The following is a 17098-nucleotide window of genomic DNA, read 5'->3' as shown; positions in this document are numbered from 1 at the left end:
CGAATATCTGGCCAAAACTGCCCTTTTCACGCTAGACGCTTGGCAGAACATTTCCCATCCGGCTCACAATGCAAGGAGACCCCATGACCCAACTGCCCCGCCGCGGCGTCTGTCTGGTGATCTCGGCCCCGTCTGGTGCGGGCAAGTCCACCATTGCCAACGCTTTGCGCGCTTCGGAGCCTACGCTGCGCCATTCCGTCTCGGTTACGACGCGCAGTCCACGTCCGGGCGAAGTCGAGGGCGTGCATTACCATTTCCGGGATATCGCAGAATTCCGCCGCATGGCCGCGGATGGTGAGCTTCTGGAATGGGCAGAGGTGTTTGGACGGGGTTACGGCACGCCACGCGCGCCGGTTGAGAAAGCACTGGATGCCGGGCATGACATGGTGTTCGACATCGACTGGCAGGGGCACCGCCTGCTGCGTGCGGCCCTGCCGGACGATGTGGTGAGCCTGTTTGTCCTGCCACCTTCCTTAGAAGAACTGGAACGCCGGCTGAACAAGCGGGCCTCAGACCATCCGGAAGAAATCGCCAAGCGCATGAAGGCGGCGCTGGATGAAATTTCCCACTGGGCCGAGTTCGATCATACGATCATCAACTCGGACCTCGATACCGCCATTTCGCAGGCCCGCTCCGTGCTCACGGCCGCGCGGCTTGCCACACGGCGTCAGCGCAACCTGCTGGACATGGTCGCCAGCTTCAGTCACTGATCTCGTCAGTCAAGACGGCCTGAAAAGCCTGCACCCCGGTTTTCGCGGATCTGGAAATCTTTCTGCGGAACTTGGGAAGAGTCCGGCTTCGTGATATGGCCTGCCATTCTCTCAGTGGCTGCGGACGGCAAGGGAAAGACACTTCATGACAGCGCCCCAGAACGGGACCGGAAACGGCCTCCAGACCGGAGCGGACCTCGCTGTCCGCAGTGATTCACCGCTGATTCTGGCATTGCCGAAAGGGCGGATCCTTAAAGCGCTCGCTCCTGTCCTGAGCCGCACCGGCATCGAGCCTGATCCGGACTGCCTGACGGAAAGCAGCCGCCGCCTGCGTTTTGGCACGTCCGACCCGAATCTGGATGTGGTCCGGGTGCGCTCCTTCGATGTTGCGACCTTCGTGGCCTATGGCGGCGCCGATATCGGCGTCTGCGGTGCGGATGTGCTGATGGAGTTCGACTATCCGGATATCTATGCGCCGCTCGATCTGGGCATCGGTGGCTGCCGCATTTCCGTTGCACGCCCCAAGACTATGGTCGAAGATCCCGCAACCGGTCAGTCCCGCCTGCGCGTCGCCACGAAATACCCAACCATCGCCCGCCGCCATTTCGCCTCCCGCGCCATCAACGCTGAGATCGTGCATCTGAACGGCGCCATGGAACTGGCGCCCACACTGGATCTGGCGAGCGTGATCGTCGATCTGGTCGATACCGGCTCCACGCTGCGTGCAAACGGCCTGATGGAAACCGAGACCATCGCCCATGTCACGAGCCGCCTGATCGTCAACCGCGTTGCGCTCAAGACCCGTCCTGAAGAAATCAGCGCCCTGATCGAACGCTTCCGCGCCGCCCTGAATACGGAGGAAGCCGCCTGATGAAACGCCTCAATACGTCCGCGACCGGTTTCTCCGAAGAGTTTGCAACACTGCTTGCCGCGCGTGGAAGCGATGAACGCAGCGTGGCCGAGCCGGTCCGCGCCATCCTCGCCGATGTGCGCAGCCGGGGCGATGAAGCCCTGTGCGATTACACCGCCCGCTTTGACCGCCTGACCCTGCCAGCCGAAAAGCTGCGGATCAGCGCCGAAGAAATCGCCTCCGAAGCTGCGCGCGTCCCTGCTGACCTGATGGACGCCCTGCGCACTGCCGCCCGCCGGATCGAGACGTTCCACTCCGCGCAGATGCCGAAGGATCTGGATTTCACGGACGAAGACGGCATCCGGCTCGGTATGCGCTGGACCCCGCTGGATGCAGTCGGGCTGTATGTTCCGGGCGGCAAGGCGGCCTATCCGTCTTCCGTGCTGATGAATGCCCTGCCTGCCCGCGTGGCTGGCGTAAAGCGGCTGGCCATGTGCGTGCCGTCTCCGGATGGCGTGCTGAACCCGCTGGTTCTGGCGGCCGCACAACTCTGTGGCGTCGAGGAAATCTACCGCATCGGTGGCGCGCAGGCCGTAGGCGCCATGGCGTTCGGTACGGACCTCATCGCGCCCGTGGACCGCATCGTCGGGCCGGGCAATGCCTATGTGGCAGAAGCCAAGCGGCAGGTCTTCGGGCATGTCGGCATCGACAGCATCGCCGGACCGTCCGAAGTCGTGGTCGTCGCCGATGGCCAGAACGATCCGCGTCTTGTCGCGCTCGATCTGCTCGCCCAGGCTGAACATGACGAGCAGGCCCAGGCCATCCTCATCACGACAGATGCCGCTTTTGCCGACCGTGCTGCCGAAGCCGTCCGCAAGGAGCTGGAAACGCTCCCCCGCACGGCCATCGCCTCGAAAAGCTGGGATGATCACGGCGCGGTCATCGTGGTCCGCTCGCTTGAGGAAGCCGCCGAGATCGTTAACGCGCTGGCCCCCGAGCATCTGGAAGTCATGCTCGACGCCCCGCGCGAGTTCTCGGCCATGATCCGCCATGCAGGCGCGATCTTCATGGGCCGTTACTGCCCCGAAGCCGTGGGCGACTATGTCGGCGGTCCGAACCACGTCCTGCCGACCAGCCGCACGGCGCGGTTCGCCTCCGGCCTGTCGGTCTTCGACTTCATCAAGCGCACCACCACCATCGAAGCTGACGAAGCCGGCCTGCGCCGCATCGGCCCGGCTGGCGTGGCGCTGGCTAAGGCCGAAGGGCTGGACGCCCATGCGCTTAGCCTGTCGGCCCGGCTGGAAAAGAACTAATCCAGCCTCCAGCCAGAAGGTTCTAACACCTCCCGGAACATCCCGTATTACCGGAGCAAACCCGTATCCGGGTCCAGAACCAGAGGCGTGATGTTCGGCGTCTGCGTGAAGTCGAACATCATATTGATCTGGCCCGCGGCCGCATCAAACGAGCCGCCACCAAGACGCTTTCCGCCCAGCCAGTTATCTTCGATGAAGCGCACCACAGAGGCCTGACTCGTCAGGTCATGACTGACGAAGTTCCGGCGGGCATACGGCGAGATCACGATGAGCGGGATGCGCGTCCCCGGCCCACAGCGGCCATTGACCGGCTTGCCCGCCACCCCTTTCGGAGCTGATCCTGCGGTTCCGCAGATCCCGGGGCCATTGAGTTGATCGGCGGAGCTGTCGAACGAGCCCCAAAGTGGTTTGTGGAACGCATGGTCATACCAGCCGTCTGAGTCATCATAATCGATGATGATCGCCGTGCTGCTCCATTCCGGCTGGCTCTGGATAAAATTGACGAGCGTCACGATACCGTTCTGCTCATCCAGCGGGTCTGAATTGCCAGGATGACCGTCCTGATAGGCCGACATCTTGATATAGGAAACCGCAGGGAAATTCCCCGCCTTCACGGCCGTATAGAAATCCTTGATATCATACTGATGGTTGGCCGGTTCCCGCGTTGCAGTGCCGGGAATTGTGCTGAAGCCGATCGAAGCCGTGGAGTTCGGCCGGGCATGCGTCGGATTGGCTGTACTCGCGAAATACTGGAACCAGGCATGATGCGGAACATAATCCGTGCGGGTTCCCACCGTTTCGGAATAGGTGCTGCGATTGCACCCCGTGGTGTTGTTCGCGTTGGTGAGCGTCAGGTCGAAGCCCCCCATGAAACCACCCCAGGAAATCCCCTTCTCGTTCAGCAGATCGCCGATGTTTCTGGCATTGATCAGCACCTGTGATGGGGTCGAGCAGCGATCGTAAGCCGGATCCTCATCGTTGATCAGGGTGTATCCACCCTGTCCGTCATGAATGTAGGCATTGCCAAGCATGTTGCCCGCGATAGGCTGAAGACCATTGGTCTGGCCAGCCACAACCTCAAGCGCACCCGGCGTGGACGGGCCGTATGTATCGCTCCAGTTATTGTCGCTCATCGCGTAATGCTGGGCGTAATTCCAGAGTGCGGTAACCGTATTGCCATCAAAATACCCCAGGACCTGCCCCTTCGTCCCGAAGGCACCGGAACTTCCAGATGTTGCCGATCCGGTATATTTCGGGAAGAGATCCATCTTCCCGCCATCGTAAGCCTGCTGTTCCGGCGTGTAGCTGTGGTTCTGATCCGCCGTATTGGCCTGCGTCCGGTCAATGCGGAACGGAAGCGCTGCTCCCGCCCCGTTCGCCGGACTGGAATTCGGATTGTTCGTAAGAAGATTGGCGCTCGTGAGATTGTTGACAGCAGGCGTATCAGCCAACGCCGTAAAAACCGGTTCACCGCTCACATTCGCCGCCTTGGGATAAGTCGCGAAATAATGGTCGAAGGAGCGGTTTTCCTGAAAAATCACGACGACATGCTTGATGGGCGTCGCAGTCTGATAGGACGCAGCCGCAGAGGAAGACGCCGCCAGCCCCACGGACGGAAGAAGCATGGAACCGGACAGAAGGACTGCCAAGCCGAATTTTGCTCGTTGTACGCGCTTCATGAACACCTTGCGGAACCTTTCCTCACTACGGTCAACCGGTTTGACAAACATTCTGAACCCCACGCCCATCGTTCGTCCAAATGCTTCTGGTTTGTGGAGCATGTCACCCATCCTGTCGTTTCCCTGTCTGTCCCGTAACGGTATCCACTGCGGGAGCTACAGCCGGAGCATCCGTATCTGTCAGCGTGCCGAGAAACGCGATGATCGCCCGGCGCTCGTTTTCGCTTAACGCCGGCGTCTCTCCGGACGGGCGATCAAAGGGCGCATCTATTGTGTCAATATTGGAACGATATTGTTCCGGAATATCGTTATAGACGTCGATTTTTTCATCCACTCTACGGGGATAGAATTTTTCAGGCTGAATATCTCGGACAGCATAAAAATCCAGAACAGTTTCGAGCGTGTGAAAAACACCGTTATGGAAAAAGGCATGACGCGTTGCGACATTGCGCAGGGTCGGTGTCACGAACATCCCGCAATAGGCCGCAAAAGCCTTCCGACCGTCGGGCTGAGCGTCGCACACCCCGAGATCGTCATAGCTAGGGACGGCATTGCGGCTGATCGCCATGTTGCGCGGCGCGCCCAGCGCTTCATACTGATGATCGGTAAAAAGCGGCGGCAGGCCATCGCGCGTAACGTGGTCGAGATGGCAGGCCGCACAGTTGCCTTTCCGCGGATCGTTGAACAGAAGATATCCCTCGCGTTCGAGCGGCGTGAACCGGGCTTTCCCTTCCAGCCAGGCATCAAACCTGCTGGAATATTCGTGGAAATGACGGTCTTCCAGTTCATAGCGCCCGATTGCAAAGAGCGCTTCTTCACGCAGGAAGGCAGGATCCTTTTCCCCGCGCGTTCCCGCCAGCGCAAGAAGATCTGCACGGTAAGGTGCCGTGTTCAGCCGCGCAGTGACATGCTCCGGCGTGGAGGCCATTTCATCGGGATCAAAAAGCGGGCCGCCCGCCTGCTGCTGAAACGTATCGGCCCGACCATCCCAGAAGAATCCGCCCTGCGGAACAATATGCGCAGCGGATGACGCCGTATCCGTAGCACTTTTGCTGCCGCGCTGGTTTCCCGTACTCGGCACAGCGATAACGCGCGGAGCCACATCGTCATTTCCCAGATCCGGCCCGATACTGAACGGCGGCATACGTTCCAGATAGGTCAGCGTGGGAATTGCCCGCCGCCCCTGCCGGTGTAGATCCGCTCCGCCTTCGAAAACGGATGCATTGCCCGTCGGTCCGTAATGATTCGCCGGATCATGACAGGACGCGCAGGACAGTTTGCCCGAACCGGACAGCGCCCTGTCGTAAAACAGCATGCGCCCGATCTGCGCCATCTGCGACAAAGGAGCCTGTCTGGGACGATGAAAATTCTGGGGACAGGGGTTCCGGCCATCCGGCGCGGGATCACAGACATCCTGAGACACCGGGGACGATACAGGCGAGGATTGCGCCTCACAACCTGCGCCGAGCACCGTTATGCCAAGGACTGCACTGACACACCGAATTGTCCGCATCACGCTCCTCACAGGAAAAGCGTCCGTTCTCCATCCCGTACGTGCACCGTTTCCTGAACCCGTCATAACCAAAGGTCGTACCATACTGAAATGCGGGGGCTTCCTTGTTGCCAGTCGTGAGCCAGTCCTCACGATCAGTTCCGGCAAAGGAGTAATCGCGGTGTCCAAGACAGGGCTGATAACGGATTCAGCAAGGAGGGGGATGTGACAGTTTTATGAACCTCAACCTATGGTTTTTCGCTTCCTTTTCCCATGAAGGCAGGACTGATGCAGTGCACACGACGCTCGCATACGCCTTTCGGATTTGAAATCGGGCACGGGAAGCAGAAAGTTTTCACCCACGATCCGGAACTGCTCTAGGCTCCGTCCTGAGAAGGAGAAGTGAGTCATGGCCCAATTGTCGATCGGTGATCATGTTTCGGACCTGAAGGGCACGCATGACGGCAGGCTGGTCGATATCGACGGCGCCACCGGCTATGTTGAGCAGGCCAACGGTGTGGAAGTCGAATTTCCGCTGAGCCAGCTCAAGCCTTACGAGCCCCCGAAAATAGCGGAAGAGCGCACCCTCTCCGGCCCGTTGCGGGATCGGCTCCTGAATCCGGCACAGAGAGCGCTTCTAGCTTCAGTCCCCGCCTCCCTCCTTGCCGCAATCGCCAAAAGCTACGATGCGGGCAGTGAGGGTCCGAGATCTCGCCCACCTTTTGCGGCCCTTCCGGAATCAAAGCGACTTGAGGCCATCCGGATCTATCTGCCCACGCTGCCGCAGCGGCTTCTGGCGTCACACATGTCTCTGGTCGTGGCCATGCGCGATATTTCCAAACTGTCCTGACAGACGGGCGCGGCACGCTCTTTCGTTGCGTTGACGGCGGCAGGCATCATTCGTACAAGCCCGTTTTCTGAATCCGCGAAGCCCCATCAGGCGCAGCTTTACTCAGCGCCGGAGGCGCCGCTTCATCATGTCCCCGACTTCTGCCCAGGCTTTTGCCGATCTCGCCCTGGCGCCCACGCTTCTCCGCGCGCTGGACGAAGCGGGTTACGTCAAGCCGACGCCCATTCAGGCCCAGTCCATCCCGCTGCTGCTGGAAGGCCGTGATCTGCTCGGCCTGGCCCAGACCGGCACCGGCAAGACGGCCTCTTTCGCGCTGCCCCTACTGCACCGGCTCGCCGCAACGCCCCGTCCCGCACCCAAAAACGGCGCGCGCGTTCTGGTTCTGGCGCCCACACGCGAGTTGGTCTCCCAGATTGCGGACGGGTTCGAGAGCTTCAGCCGTCACCAGCCGGTGCGCGTCACGACGATTTTCGGCGGCGTCAGTCAGGTGCATCAGGTCAAGGTGCTTGAAGAGGGCGTGGACATCATCGTCGCCGCACCGGGCCGCCTGCTGGACCTGATCGAACAGGGCCTGTGCGACCTGTCGCAGCTTGAAGCGCTGGTGCTGGATGAAGCCGACCAGATGCTGGACATGGGCTTTGCCAAGCCGATCGAGCGCATTGTCGCAACGCTCCCCGAAGACCGGCACACGGTGCTGTTTTCCGCAACGATGCCGAAATCCATCGCAGCCCTCGTTGAGAGGCTCCTGCGCGACCCGGCAAAGGTCGAGATCGCACCGCCTTCGACCACGGTGGACCGGATCGCGCAGTCTGTCATGTTCCTCGATGCGTCCAACAAGAAAGCTGCCCTTCTGGCGCAGCTCCGGACGCCGGGCATCGGTCAGGTCGTCGTCTTCACGTTGCAGAAGAACATCGCCAACGACGTCTGCACCTTCCTGACGGAGTCCGGCATCACGGCCGAAGCCCTGCACGGCAACCGCTCGCAGGGCCAGCGCGAGCGCGCCCTGAACGCCTTCCGCGAAGGCGACGTGCAGGTTCTGGTGGCGACCGATATTGCCGCGCGTGGCATTGACGTCGATACCGTCACGCATGTCATCAACCACGATCTGCCGAGCCTGCCGGAAAGCTATGTGCACCGGATCGGTCGCACGGGCCGTGCGGGTCGCAGCGGTTTCGCCATCACGCTCTGCGATGCCGAACAGCGCGCCTGGCTGCATGCCGTAGAGCGTGAAATCGGCCGGACGCTGGACGTTCATGACAGCCATGAATGGCACTCGGAAGAGGCCCGGAACTCCACCATGCGCCCGCCCGTGCTCGGCGGCGGTCTGGTCAAGCAGGTCAAGCCGCAGAAGGTGCGCGAGCGCCGCGTCTGGACCGAAGAGGAAAAGATGGCCGCCCGGGCAGCGGCGGCTGCCAAAGCGTCCTGAACACACCCCGTCGTGCTGCCTGAGAGGGCCGCACGACGCGAGAGTGCCAAAAAACCGCAAGAATCCCCGGACAGGGACCGGTCATGCTTGACCTTTGGGCTGACAGTCCGCACATAGCGGGCTGGATTTTCTGGCTCCGCACCGGAGCCACTGCCGCGCGCAGATCATTACCCTGTCCCTGAAGCAAGGATTCACATGTCAAAAGAAGACCTGATCGAGTTTACCGGCACCGTCATGGAACTGCTCCCCAACGCCATGTTCCGCGTCACGCTCGACAACGAGCACACCATCCTGGCCCATACGAGCGGCAAGATGCGCAAGAACCGCATCCGCGTTTTGGCCGGTGACCGCGTGAACGTCGAAATGACGCCGTACGACCTGTCCAAGGGCCGGATCACGTTCCGCTTTAAGTAAGACAGTCCGCCGCATGACCGCCTCCCCGTCTTCCGCAGAAGGGTCATCCGGCCTTCCGGACCGTCCGAAGCTTGTTCTGGCCTCCGCCTCCCCGCGCCGCCTGAGCCTGCTGGAACAGATCGGCATCGTGCCCGACGCCGTCGTCAGCGCCGATATCGACGAAGAGCCGCGCCCCGGCGAACTGCCGCGTCCGCTCGCGCAGCGCCTCGCCCGCCAGAAGGCGGAGCATGTGGCCGCACAGCGCACGGATGCAGCCCTCGTCCTTGGGGCCGATACGGTGGTTTCGGTCGGCCGGCGCGTGCTGCCGAAAGCCGAAGACGAAAAGACGGCCCGCGCCTGCCTGAAGCTGCTCTCCGGCCGTCGCCACAAGGTGCTGACGGCCGTGGTCCTGCGCCCGAGCGCGGGCTGGCCACAAGGCACGCCCTGCGAGCGACTGGTGGAAACCTCCGTCATTTTCCATCGCCTGACGGATGCGCAGATCGACGCCCTGATCGCGCAGGGGGACTGGCAGGGCAAGGCGGGCGGCTATGCCATCCAGGGCGCCGCCGCCGCCCATATCCGCCAGATCGGCGGCAGCTATTCCGCCGTCGTGGGACTGCCCCTGTTTGAAACGGCCCAGCTCCTGCGCGGGCAGCCGGTCGGCAAGCCTTCGGGTGGCTGGATCGCATGACCGAAATCCGCGCAGCCTGTTCTCCGGGCGAAGTGCGGATTGCCGTCACCGACCATGACATACTGCTGGATGCCGCCATCTGGCGTCCCGGCTGCCCGGATGGTCTGGAAGACTGGCATGTCGTCCGCGTCCAGAAAGCCGCTCCCGCTCTGGGGGGAGCGTTCGTCCTACTCGAAAACGGCCAGAGCGGCTTTCTTTCCACCCGCGAGAACCTGATCGAAGGGGCTCTGACCGCAGCCCGCGTCAGCCGCGCCGCGCAGAACGGCAAGGGCCTGCGCCTGCGTCGGGCAGACATGCCCACTGAGGCACCCTCTGCCCCCAAACTGCTCGAACGCGGACCAACCCCACTCGATGAACTGGCAGACCGTTATCCGGATGCTCCGATTTTCGTCGATGATCCAGGCATTGCGGCAAAACTCCCCGCCCGGCTGCGTCCGCGCTTTCAGCGCTGCCAGCAGGCTTTCGATGGCGCACTGGAAGCAGATTTTGACAGTCTCGGCAGCTCCGAGGCCGATCTAAGCCTCCTGACCGCCAGCATCTTTCCGACCCCCGCCCTTGTCGCCATTGACCTCGACAGCGCTGGCACCCCGGACTTCAAGAGCAATGTCACAGCCTTCCCCGAACTCGCGCGCCAGCTCCGCCTGCGGAACCTCTCGGGCACGATTCTGGTAGATCCGGCAGGCGTTAAGACGCGCAAACGCCCGGCTCTCGTTCCTTTCCTGCGTGAGGCTCTGGCTGGCGATCCTCTGAAACCGGACGTCCTCGGCGCTACACCGTCGGGCCTGCTGGAACTGACCCGCCCGCGCCGCCGTCCCCCCTTGCATGAACTCCTGTCCTCCCCACATGGACAGGCACTGTCCATCCTCAGGATGATCCTGCGCGAAAACCGCCCCGGCCAGACGCTGACCGCCTCAATCAGCCTTGTCACGGCGCTGGAAAACGATCCCGATGCCCTGGCGGATTTCATATCCCGTCGCGCCCGGCCGCTGGACCTTGTCCTTGATCCCAATGCCCCACCCGCAAGCTGGAGCCTGTCATGAGCAACGCCACCTGCCCGATCTGCCATCGCCCCACCGATCCGCAGTTCCGGCCTTTCTGCTCCCGTCACTGTGCCGATGTCGATCTGGGCCGCTGGTTCAGCGGGACCTACCGCTTTCCGTCCTTCCGTCAGGACAATGATGAAGAACAGGACGAATATCGCGACAGGGAGGGTTGATCCCGCCTCCATCATAAGCTACACCCCATCTCCGCAACGGGGTTTTCCCTGAAGCCCGGTGCCCAAGTAGCTCAGTTGGTAGAGCATGCGACTGAAAATCGCAGTGTCGGTGGTTCGATTCCGCCCTTGGGCACCATTTCTTCCAGAAAATTTAAAAAATATCCCGCGCTGACAGACAACTATGTCATGCAGCGCATGTGGAATTATGTTGCTACGAAAGCACATAACAGATCCACTTTATTGTCATGTTGCAGTCTGACATTCCCTGAAACAGGTCTCAGCCAGAGCGAATAGCAATAACGTTCATGAGATATTGACTACTCTTTTTGGCAATAATCAAAAAGCTCTTGTGTCGTTCCATTATTTTGTACGGAAGATTTACGTCGAGCAGCGCTCCTGATATCATAAGATTAACACATTCTGCTGATTTCAACATCGTGACTGATGGTTGAAGTTATTACTGGAGCCAGCAGCCGTCTTATGGTTACCTCATCCCGTCCCCTGCCCTCCTCATCTGGAACAGAAAAAAACGCCCCGTCCCGCCCTCGGGTCGCTTTTTTTACCATTTGCTCCAATAACTACATGCCTGCCGCCCGCGTTCTCATGAATTCGGTTGCAAAACTGCATCCGGAATTTGAGCTTTTCATCGGCCTTGCAGACACGATTGTTGATTGGGACGGTCTATACGAGGGGCCGGCTACGGTTATTGAAGCGCATACACTTGATATCCCTGATTTCAAGACTTTTGCATTTCAGTATGACATCATGGAATTCAATACGGCCATCAAGCCGTTCCTGATGGAACATCTTCTGGTCGAGCGCGGGTTTGATCGCGTCTTCTACTTCGATCCGGATATCCTGCTGCTCAACAGACTGGATCTGCTGCTCGAGCATTTCGATGATGGCGCCTCGCTTCTCCTGACGCCGCATCTGCACCGCCCGGCGGAGGGAGATGCAGATCCCAATGACATCACGATCATGCGCGCAGGTGTGTATAATCTGGGTTTCCTGGGCGCCTCCCGCTCGGCGGAAACGCTGGATGTTATTCGCTGGTGGATGAGGCGCCTTCATCGGACCTGTATCAATGCTCAGGAACAGGGCATTTTCGTCGATCAGAAGTTCATGGACCTTGCACCATGCTTCGCGCCCAATACTCACATCATTCACAATGCCGGGATGAACCTCGCGTATTGGAATCTGGCGCAGGTCACGTTCGAGCAGCACGGCAATTCATGGACGGCCGATGGCGAGCCGGTCGCATTTTTCCACTTCAGCGGTTTCGATCCCCGTCATCCGGACCGTCTGAGCAAACACTGCCGTCATTTCCGGACGGATATTGCACCAGCTCTTCGCAATCTGCTGGATCACTACTCAGAGCTGCTTTTTGACGCTGGATACGGCAAGGTTCCTGCTGCGCTCTATGCCTATGGATCCTTCAGCAGTGGAACCCGGATTCCGGAGCATGCAAGGCGCATGTTCCGGGAATATACGCCTGACTGGCCATCCGACCCCTTCGAGACCTATGAGGCCTATCTCCACCAGCCGTCGCCCAAAGGCAGTCTGGACAAGGAAAACCTCGTTTTCACGAATTTCCAGCATTATCTGTGGAATTTCTTTGACAACCAGCGCCTCAATCTCGATCCGGAACGGGCCGACCATCTCGCGAGCCTGACCCACTGGTATGTCAAGAATGCCCGCTTCGAGCAGGGACTGGACCACCGGCTTATCGAACCGGTGGCATGCCGTTTCGGACAGACCAGACCTGCGCGACCCGTCAGCATGTCCCACAAGCCAGCCGGTCGTCCGGATGTCTCGGTAGTCGGCTACCTGCAGACCACCAGCGGTGTAGGCACCGTCGCACGGCATACTCTTCAGAGCCTGGCCCGGTCCGGCCTGGCTGTCGAAGGTGTGGACGTCGCATTCGGAGTGGTTTCGGACCGCTCAGACAGGAGCTGTGCCCACCTGCTGAACGGTCGGGTCCGTGGCCGTATCCAGCTTTACGCCAATATCAATGCCGACCAGCTCCCCGCAGTTCTCAAGCACCTCCAGTCTGTCACGGATTCCGGCTACAGAATCAGCATGCCGGCCTGGGAACTGGAAGAATTTCCAACGGAATGGCTGTCGGCCTTTGACGGGGTCGATGAAGTCTGGGCCCAGACCCGCTGGATCCAGCGTATGCTTGCCGGTCGGATCGACAAGCCGGTCGTCTACATGCCGGTCGCCCTGACTCTCGACCTGCCGGTCGCTCAGCCGCGGGCGCGTTACAACCTGCCGGAAGAGACGTTCCTGTTCTACTTCTCGTTCGACTTCCTGTCCTTCATTGAGCGGAAAAATCCGGAAGGCATCATCGCCGCCTTCCGCCAGATGCGCAGACAGCATGGAAGTCCCCAGCGTGCGGCGCTGGTCATCAAGACGATGAACGGAGAGTTCGCAAAAGAGCGTGAAGACGCTTTCCTGGAACTGGTCGGCGACGATCCGGACATCATTCTCATCAATGGCGTTCTCTCCCGTGCGGACACCCTTTCCCTGATGACGTGCTGTGACTGCGTCGTCTCCCTTCACCGCTGTGAAGGTCTGGGACTGGTTGTTGCAGAAGCCATGGCCCTTGGCCTTCCCGTCATTGCGACGGATTACGCGGCAACGACGGACCTGCTTTCGCCTGCAACGGGCTACCCCGTCGGCTATCGCCTTGTTCCTGTCAAAAAGGGCGAATACCCCTTCGGAGTGGGTCAGAGATGGGCTGACCCGGATATCGGACATGCTGCATGGCTGATGCGGCATGTCATGAACAATCCCGAAGAAGCACAGCAGAAGGCCACTGCAGCCCAGCAGTTCATCCAGACGAACTACAACGCCGAAACTGTCCTCAAGCGGCAGATGCAGCGTTTTGCCGAGCTGACAAAAAAGGCCTGAGCTCTCAAGAAGAAAAGAAGTTGCTATGTCGACCAGAAATCACGCACAGAACAAGAATGTTTCCCGTCCTGCGCCGAAGAACAGAACACCGCAGCCCCCGGCACCTCTTAAGACCAATGCTCTGGAACTGGCGCAGGAGGCCCGCTCGCGCGCTGAACACGAGGCCTCTTTCCTGAAAAACGAGGTCGAAAGACTTCACACCTCGGTGGCCCGGCTTCAGGAGCGCTGCGAAGATTACGCCATGCGTCTCGCCATGTCCCATGGGGGGCGCGAAGAGCTGATGCATCTGCGAAGCAGGTTGTTCGATACATCGCATGAGCTCGATATTCCCAAGACGCATCCGGATATTCTGCCCGGCAACGTGGCCGACCAGCTGCGCCTTCTCGTTGCCGAGCGGGATGATGCCCGCATGTGGCTGGATGCCGTACGCCGCTCCACATCCTGGCGTATTACCCGCCCCTTCCGCGTGGTGATCCGTCTTCTGAAATCGCGTCTTCGCACCTGAAATCCGAACCACTGATGTCCGCACCGTCTTCCAGATTCCGTCTCTCCAGTAAGATTTTCTCTCTGGGTCAGAAAATGCTTCTGCCCGTTCTGGCAGCCATCATCTGCCTGACAGGCTGGTGGCAGGACGGACATCATCCAACAGCAGCAGTTCCGGGTAGCGGGTGGTGGGGAGACTACGACCAGTCCCACTACATTCATGCCGCACTGTCCTTTGCAAAGGGGCAGTTCTCGGCCACGGAACAATGGTATCTTCCCCTTTATCCGGCGCTGGCCGTGCCGGGGGTCTGGCTTCATCTTCCTGATCCTTTCCTGCCGCTGAATCTGATCTGCCTGATGGCCTCTGTCTGGATCTTCGGAACCCTGACACGGCTTGTCCTTCCTAAGGCTCCAGCCGCTTCCACCCTGGGAATGCTGGTATTTGTAGCCTGTGAAATGGGCCCTCCCACCATCAGACAGGTATGGAGCACGCCTTGGACAAGCACGCTTGCGGTTCCGTTCATGCTGCTGGCCATCCTGTACTGCCTGTACTGGATCCGAAGCCCGAAGCCTCTCTTCGCGTTCGTGACAGGTCTGTCCACAGCCATTGTGGGAGGAGGCCGACCCGTTGACGGCGCGCTGCTTCTTGGCGTCTGCGGCGGCGTGGTGCTGCTTCATCTGATAGTGCAGCGCAGTCACCGCCCCTCTCTCATGACGTGCATCCTGTCCGTCCTGTCACTGGGAGGCGGCGTTATCACAGGCGCGCTGCCAACCCTGATCCTGTATCTGGCAGTCTGGGGGCCCCATCTGGCGCCCTATATCGTCAGTTCCCAGGCCGTCGGTTTTGATGCGGCCCTGCTTCCGCTGCACTGGGTCGAGATCATGATCGCTCCGGAACCGGCCCTGCCCACGGGATACGGCATCATCCAGAGCCTGCCTTTCGTACTGACCGGTCTCACCGGACTCCTCTTTGCCAGTGCATCAGATCGGCGGCCTGTCGATCTGCTTGTCCTGCTGAGTGTCAGCAGTTCCACGGCCCTTTACCTCGCATACCGGGACCTGCATGCACCCGGAATCTGGGCCTTCCATAACATTCACTATTTCAAGTGGAGCCTTGGGTTCCTAGGGCTGTACAGCCTCGTCCTCCTCAGGTTCGTGGTTTATAATCCGCGCTTCCTCCTGGCTGTCATACCGACAATGCTGGTGCTGGTCTGCTGGCGGGCCGTCCCTGTCTCCTATGGCCCGCGCGGACAGGTCGATAATGGCCACACTGCCTCGCTGACGGTCCCTGCCCTGCGGACAATGGACACCATTACGCTGCCCGCCACCGGTGCACCGGACCAGATGTATTTCGGAACACATGCATTGTGGATCGACTCGCATCAGGTCCTGCCAATTGCTGACTTCAAGGCCTTTCCCATTCCTGGCGGCATGATGATCCAGCCTCTCCGGACCTGGCCTGCAGGCTCACTGTCCATCACCCCGGTAGACGGTATTACCTTCACGGGACGTCCGGAACTCGGCCGGATCATCCTGGAACCCGGCATTCCCTGCTGGGGCAGTCTCGGCCCTTGGAAGTGCGCAGCGCAGACGATGCTGCCGCCCGTTTCCCTGCCAGCCAATGAAAAGATTGTCCTGACCTCTCCTCTGGGACAACAGGCAAGCACGGCAGGGTGGCTCGGAATCGAACCCGAGGGCCGGTGGGTCGACGACCATCAGGGAACGCTGCGTTTCCGTGTCCCTGTCCATTCCGGCATCATATTCGCGCTGGATGCCAACGCCCTGTGGAATACGGGCATGCGTCCCATGAGGTTCTCCATCACCGGACGCAGAGGAAATATCTGCAGCTGGACCTGGAAAGACGGTGAACTGCATCACCTGGAATGCACGATCCCGGCTGACGATATCGCTGCGGATGGGAGCGTTACCCTCAATTTCAACGTCAGTACTCCACACGCGCCGTCCAGTATTTTTCCGGGATCTCAGGACACAAGGGAACTAGGGCTGTTTGTCCATGATTTTGAATGGAAAGCCGGCTGAATACGGACAAACACATATTGGCCGTCTGCATTTTGCTTTTTGTGAGGATATCGCGGATACAGATGCAATGACCTTCAATCCCGTTTTGCAAAATACCTGAGCAATGAACCTTCCTGATACGCTACGCGTCGTGGTCCTCGTTCCCTGCTATAACGAAGAGACCGCCATACCTCTGGTCATCAGGGACTTTCAGGCCGCTCTTCCTGACTATCCCATCTATGTCTACGACAATAATTCGTCGGATCGGACAGCCGAAGTGGCGCGTGCTGCAGGCGCGATTGTCAGGACTGAGAGCATGCAGGGAAAAGGGCATGTCATCCGCCGCATGTTCGCAGACATCGAAGCGGATTTTTACATTCTGGTCGACGGCGATGCGACCTATGAGGCTGCCGCCGCGCCCCGACTGCTGGAATGCGCATATCAGGGCGGCTTTGATATGGTAAACGGGGCACGGGTCACGGATCGCGAAGCAGCCTATCGGCGGGGGCACGTCCTGGGCAATCGCGTCCTGACAGGGCTGGTGACAAGCGTTTTCGGGCGCCGTCTTTCAGACATGCTCTCTGGATACCGCGTCTTCTCCCGCCGGTTCGTGAAGTCTTTTCCCGCCCTATCAGCCGGGTTCGAGACAGAGACCGAACTGACCGTACATGCCCTCGAACTGGCCATGCCCATTTCGGAAGTCCCGACGACCTATATCGAGCGTCCGGCTGGATCTTTTTCCAAACTGCGGACCTATCACGACGGTTTTCGGATTCTCACGACCATCGTCAATCTCGTCAAACAGGAACGGCCGCTGCTGTTCTTTACAATTCTCTGCGTCCTGTTTTTCCTCGCCGGCGCATTGCTGGGAATCCCGGTCGTCCTCGAGTTCCTCCGTACCGGTCTTGTCCCACGCCTGCCGACAGCCGTGCTGGCGACGGGACTGATCATGCTGTCTGCCCTGTCGGCCGCCTGTGGTCTGATTCTCGATACCGTTGCGCTGGGGCGACGCGAGATGAAGCGAATGGCGTATCTGAATTATCCGGCACCGCCGCGCGCATAA

15 protein-coding genes and 1 tRNA gene are annotated in these 17098 nt (G+C 60.0%); 14 read left to right on the top strand and 2 right to left on the bottom strand.

All coding sequences use genetic code 11. The features are described 5' to 3' along the window. Positions 1-83: 83 nt before the first annotated feature. The 3 genes from gmk to hisD all read left to right on the top strand — a co-directional run bounded on the left by gmk (position 84) and on the right by hisD (position 2873). On the top strand, positions 84-710 hold the full coding sequence (gmk, locus tag GRO01_RS08295; protein ID WP_083541414.1) for a guanylate kinase: 627 nt from the start codon (positions 84-86) through the stop codon (positions 708-710). Positions 711-855: 145 nt separating this feature from the next. Then, positions 856-1581, top strand: a complete 726-nt coding sequence (gene hisG / locus GRO01_RS08290; RefSeq protein ID WP_062495092.1) for an ATP phosphoribosyltransferase — start codon at positions 856-858, stop codon at positions 1579-1581. Beyond that, positions 1581-2873 carry a histidinol dehydrogenase gene (hisD, locus tag GRO01_RS08285; protein ID WP_062510847.1) on the top strand — a complete coding sequence of 431 codons (1293 nt, stop codon included), beginning with the start codon at positions 1581-1583 and terminating at the stop codon, positions 2871-2873. The genes hisG and hisD overlap by 1 nt, the downstream gene beginning before the upstream one ends. A gap of 47 nt (positions 2874-2920) precedes the next feature. On the opposite strand, the gene GRO01_RS08280 is transcribed toward hisD, so the two are convergent. Beyond that, entirely contained in the window at positions 2921-4552 is a 1632-nt protein-coding gene (locus tag GRO01_RS08280; protein ID WP_083541443.1) for a phospholipase C, read from the bottom strand. A 103-nt stretch (positions 4553-4655) separates the two neighbouring features. Continuing rightward, on the bottom strand, positions 4656-5867 hold the full coding sequence (locus GRO01_RS08275; protein ID WP_244926375.1) for a cytochrome-c peroxidase: 1212 nt from the start codon (positions 5865-5867) through the stop codon (positions 4656-4658). A gap of 586 nt (positions 5868-6453) precedes the next feature. Between GRO01_RS08275 and GRO01_RS08270 the strand changes: the two genes are divergently transcribed. The 11 genes from GRO01_RS08270 (at position 6454) to GRO01_RS08220 (ending at position 17098) form a co-directional block, all read left to right on the top strand. Further along, positions 6454-6894, top strand: a complete 441-nt coding sequence (locus tag GRO01_RS08270; protein WP_062510843.1) for a hypothetical protein — start codon at positions 6454-6456, stop codon at positions 6892-6894. A gap of 127 nt (positions 6895-7021) precedes the next feature. Continuing rightward, positions 7022-8320 (top strand): DEAD/DEAH box helicase, encoded by a 1299-nt coding sequence (locus GRO01_RS08265; RefSeq protein WP_062510841.1) that lies wholly within the window; start codon positions 7022-7024, stop codon positions 8318-8320. A 195-nt stretch (positions 8321-8515) separates the two neighbouring features. After that, entirely contained in the window at positions 8516-8734 is a 219-nt protein-coding gene (infA, locus tag GRO01_RS08260) for a translation initiation factor IF-1 (protein WP_007282896.1), read from the top strand. A 13-nt stretch (positions 8735-8747) separates the two neighbouring features. Continuing rightward, positions 8748-9404 carry a Maf family protein gene (locus tag GRO01_RS08255; protein WP_011252568.1) on the top strand — a complete coding sequence of 219 codons (657 nt, stop codon included), beginning with the start codon at positions 8748-8750 and terminating at the stop codon, positions 9402-9404. Continuing rightward, complete coding sequence (locus GRO01_RS08250) at positions 9401-10444, top strand: ribonuclease E/G (RefSeq protein ID WP_062510839.1); 1044 nt, start codon at positions 9401-9403, stop codon at positions 10442-10444. The genes GRO01_RS08255 and GRO01_RS08250 overlap by 4 nt, the downstream gene beginning before the upstream one ends. Further along, the gene (locus tag GRO01_RS08245) at positions 10441-10620 is read left to right on the top strand and encodes a DNA gyrase inhibitor YacG (RefSeq protein ID WP_062510837.1); all 180 of its coding nucleotides are present in this window, start codon (positions 10441-10443) and stop codon (positions 10618-10620) included. The genes GRO01_RS08250 and GRO01_RS08245 overlap by 4 nt, the downstream gene beginning before the upstream one ends. 60 nt (positions 10621-10680) lie before the next feature. Next, a tRNA-Phe gene (locus GRO01_RS08240) sits at positions 10681-10756 on the top strand. A gap of 446 nt (positions 10757-11202) precedes the next feature. Beyond that, complete coding sequence (locus GRO01_RS08235; protein WP_167494580.1) at positions 11203-13533, top strand: glycosyltransferase; 2331 nt, start codon at positions 11203-11205, stop codon at positions 13531-13533. Positions 13534-13558: 25 nt separating this feature from the next. Beyond that, a complete protein-coding gene (locus GRO01_RS08230; protein WP_062510833.1) occupies positions 13559-14038 on the top strand; it encodes a hypothetical protein in 480 nt (159 codons plus the stop codon). Positions 14039-14112: 74 nt separating this feature from the next. Then, on the top strand, positions 14113-16056 hold the full coding sequence (locus tag GRO01_RS08225) for a hypothetical protein (protein WP_141306947.1): 1944 nt from the start codon (positions 14113-14115) through the stop codon (positions 16054-16056). A 103-nt stretch (positions 16057-16159) separates the two neighbouring features. After that, positions 16160-17098: a glycosyltransferase family 2 protein gene (locus GRO01_RS08220; protein ID WP_062510829.1), complete on the top strand. Its 939-nt coding sequence runs from the start codon at positions 16160-16162 to the stop codon at positions 17096-17098.

The organism is Gluconobacter roseus NBRC 3990, assembly GCF_006538885.1.
Classification (GTDB): Bacteria; Pseudomonadota; Alphaproteobacteria; order Acetobacterales; family Acetobacteraceae; genus Gluconobacter; species Gluconobacter roseus.
This window is presented reverse-complemented; position numbering and strand designations above follow the sequence as displayed.

Excerpts from the sequence above, each read along its gene's own strand:
- gmk (WP_083541414.1), top strand. The coding sequence starts at position 84 with ATGACCCAACTGCCCCGCCGCGGCGTCTGTCTGGTGATCTCGGCCCCG.
- hisG (WP_062495092.1), top strand. The coding sequence starts at position 856 with ATGACAGCGCCCCAGAACGGGACCGGAAACGGCCTCCAGACCGGAGCG.
- hisD (WP_062510847.1), top strand. The coding sequence starts at position 1,581 with ATGAAACGCCTCAATACGTCCGCGACCGGTTTCTCCGAAGAGTTTGCA.
- GRO01_RS08280 (WP_083541443.1), bottom strand. The coding sequence starts at position 4,552 with ATGAAGCGCGTACAACGAGCAAAATTCGGCTTGGCAGTCCTTCTGTCC.
- GRO01_RS08275 (WP_244926375.1), bottom strand. The coding sequence starts at position 5,867 with ATGCTGTTTTACGACAGGGCGCTGTCCGGTTCGGGCAAACTGTCCTGC.
- GRO01_RS08270 (WP_062510843.1), top strand. The coding sequence starts at position 6,454 with ATGGCCCAATTGTCGATCGGTGATCATGTTTCGGACCTGAAGGGCACG.
- GRO01_RS08265 (WP_062510841.1), top strand. The coding sequence starts at position 7,022 with ATGTCCCCGACTTCTGCCCAGGCTTTTGCCGATCTCGCCCTGGCGCCC.
- infA (WP_007282896.1), top strand. The coding sequence starts at position 8,516 with ATGTCAAAAGAAGACCTGATCGAGTTTACCGGCACCGTCATGGAACTG.
- GRO01_RS08255 (WP_011252568.1), top strand. The coding sequence starts at position 8,748 with ATGACCGCCTCCCCGTCTTCCGCAGAAGGGTCATCCGGCCTTCCGGAC.
- GRO01_RS08250 (WP_062510839.1), top strand. The coding sequence starts at position 9,401 with ATGACCGAAATCCGCGCAGCCTGTTCTCCGGGCGAAGTGCGGATTGCC.
- GRO01_RS08245 (WP_062510837.1), top strand. The coding sequence starts at position 10,441 with ATGAGCAACGCCACCTGCCCGATCTGCCATCGCCCCACCGATCCGCAG.
- GRO01_RS08235 (WP_167494580.1), top strand. The coding sequence starts at position 11,203 with ATGCCTGCCGCCCGCGTTCTCATGAATTCGGTTGCAAAACTGCATCCG.
- GRO01_RS08230 (WP_062510833.1), top strand. The coding sequence starts at position 13,559 with ATGTCGACCAGAAATCACGCACAGAACAAGAATGTTTCCCGTCCTGCG.
- GRO01_RS08225 (WP_141306947.1), top strand. The coding sequence starts at position 14,113 with ATGCTTCTGCCCGTTCTGGCAGCCATCATCTGCCTGACAGGCTGGTGG.
- GRO01_RS08220 (WP_062510829.1), top strand. The coding sequence starts at position 16,160 with ATGAACCTTCCTGATACGCTACGCGTCGTGGTCCTCGTTCCCTGCTAT.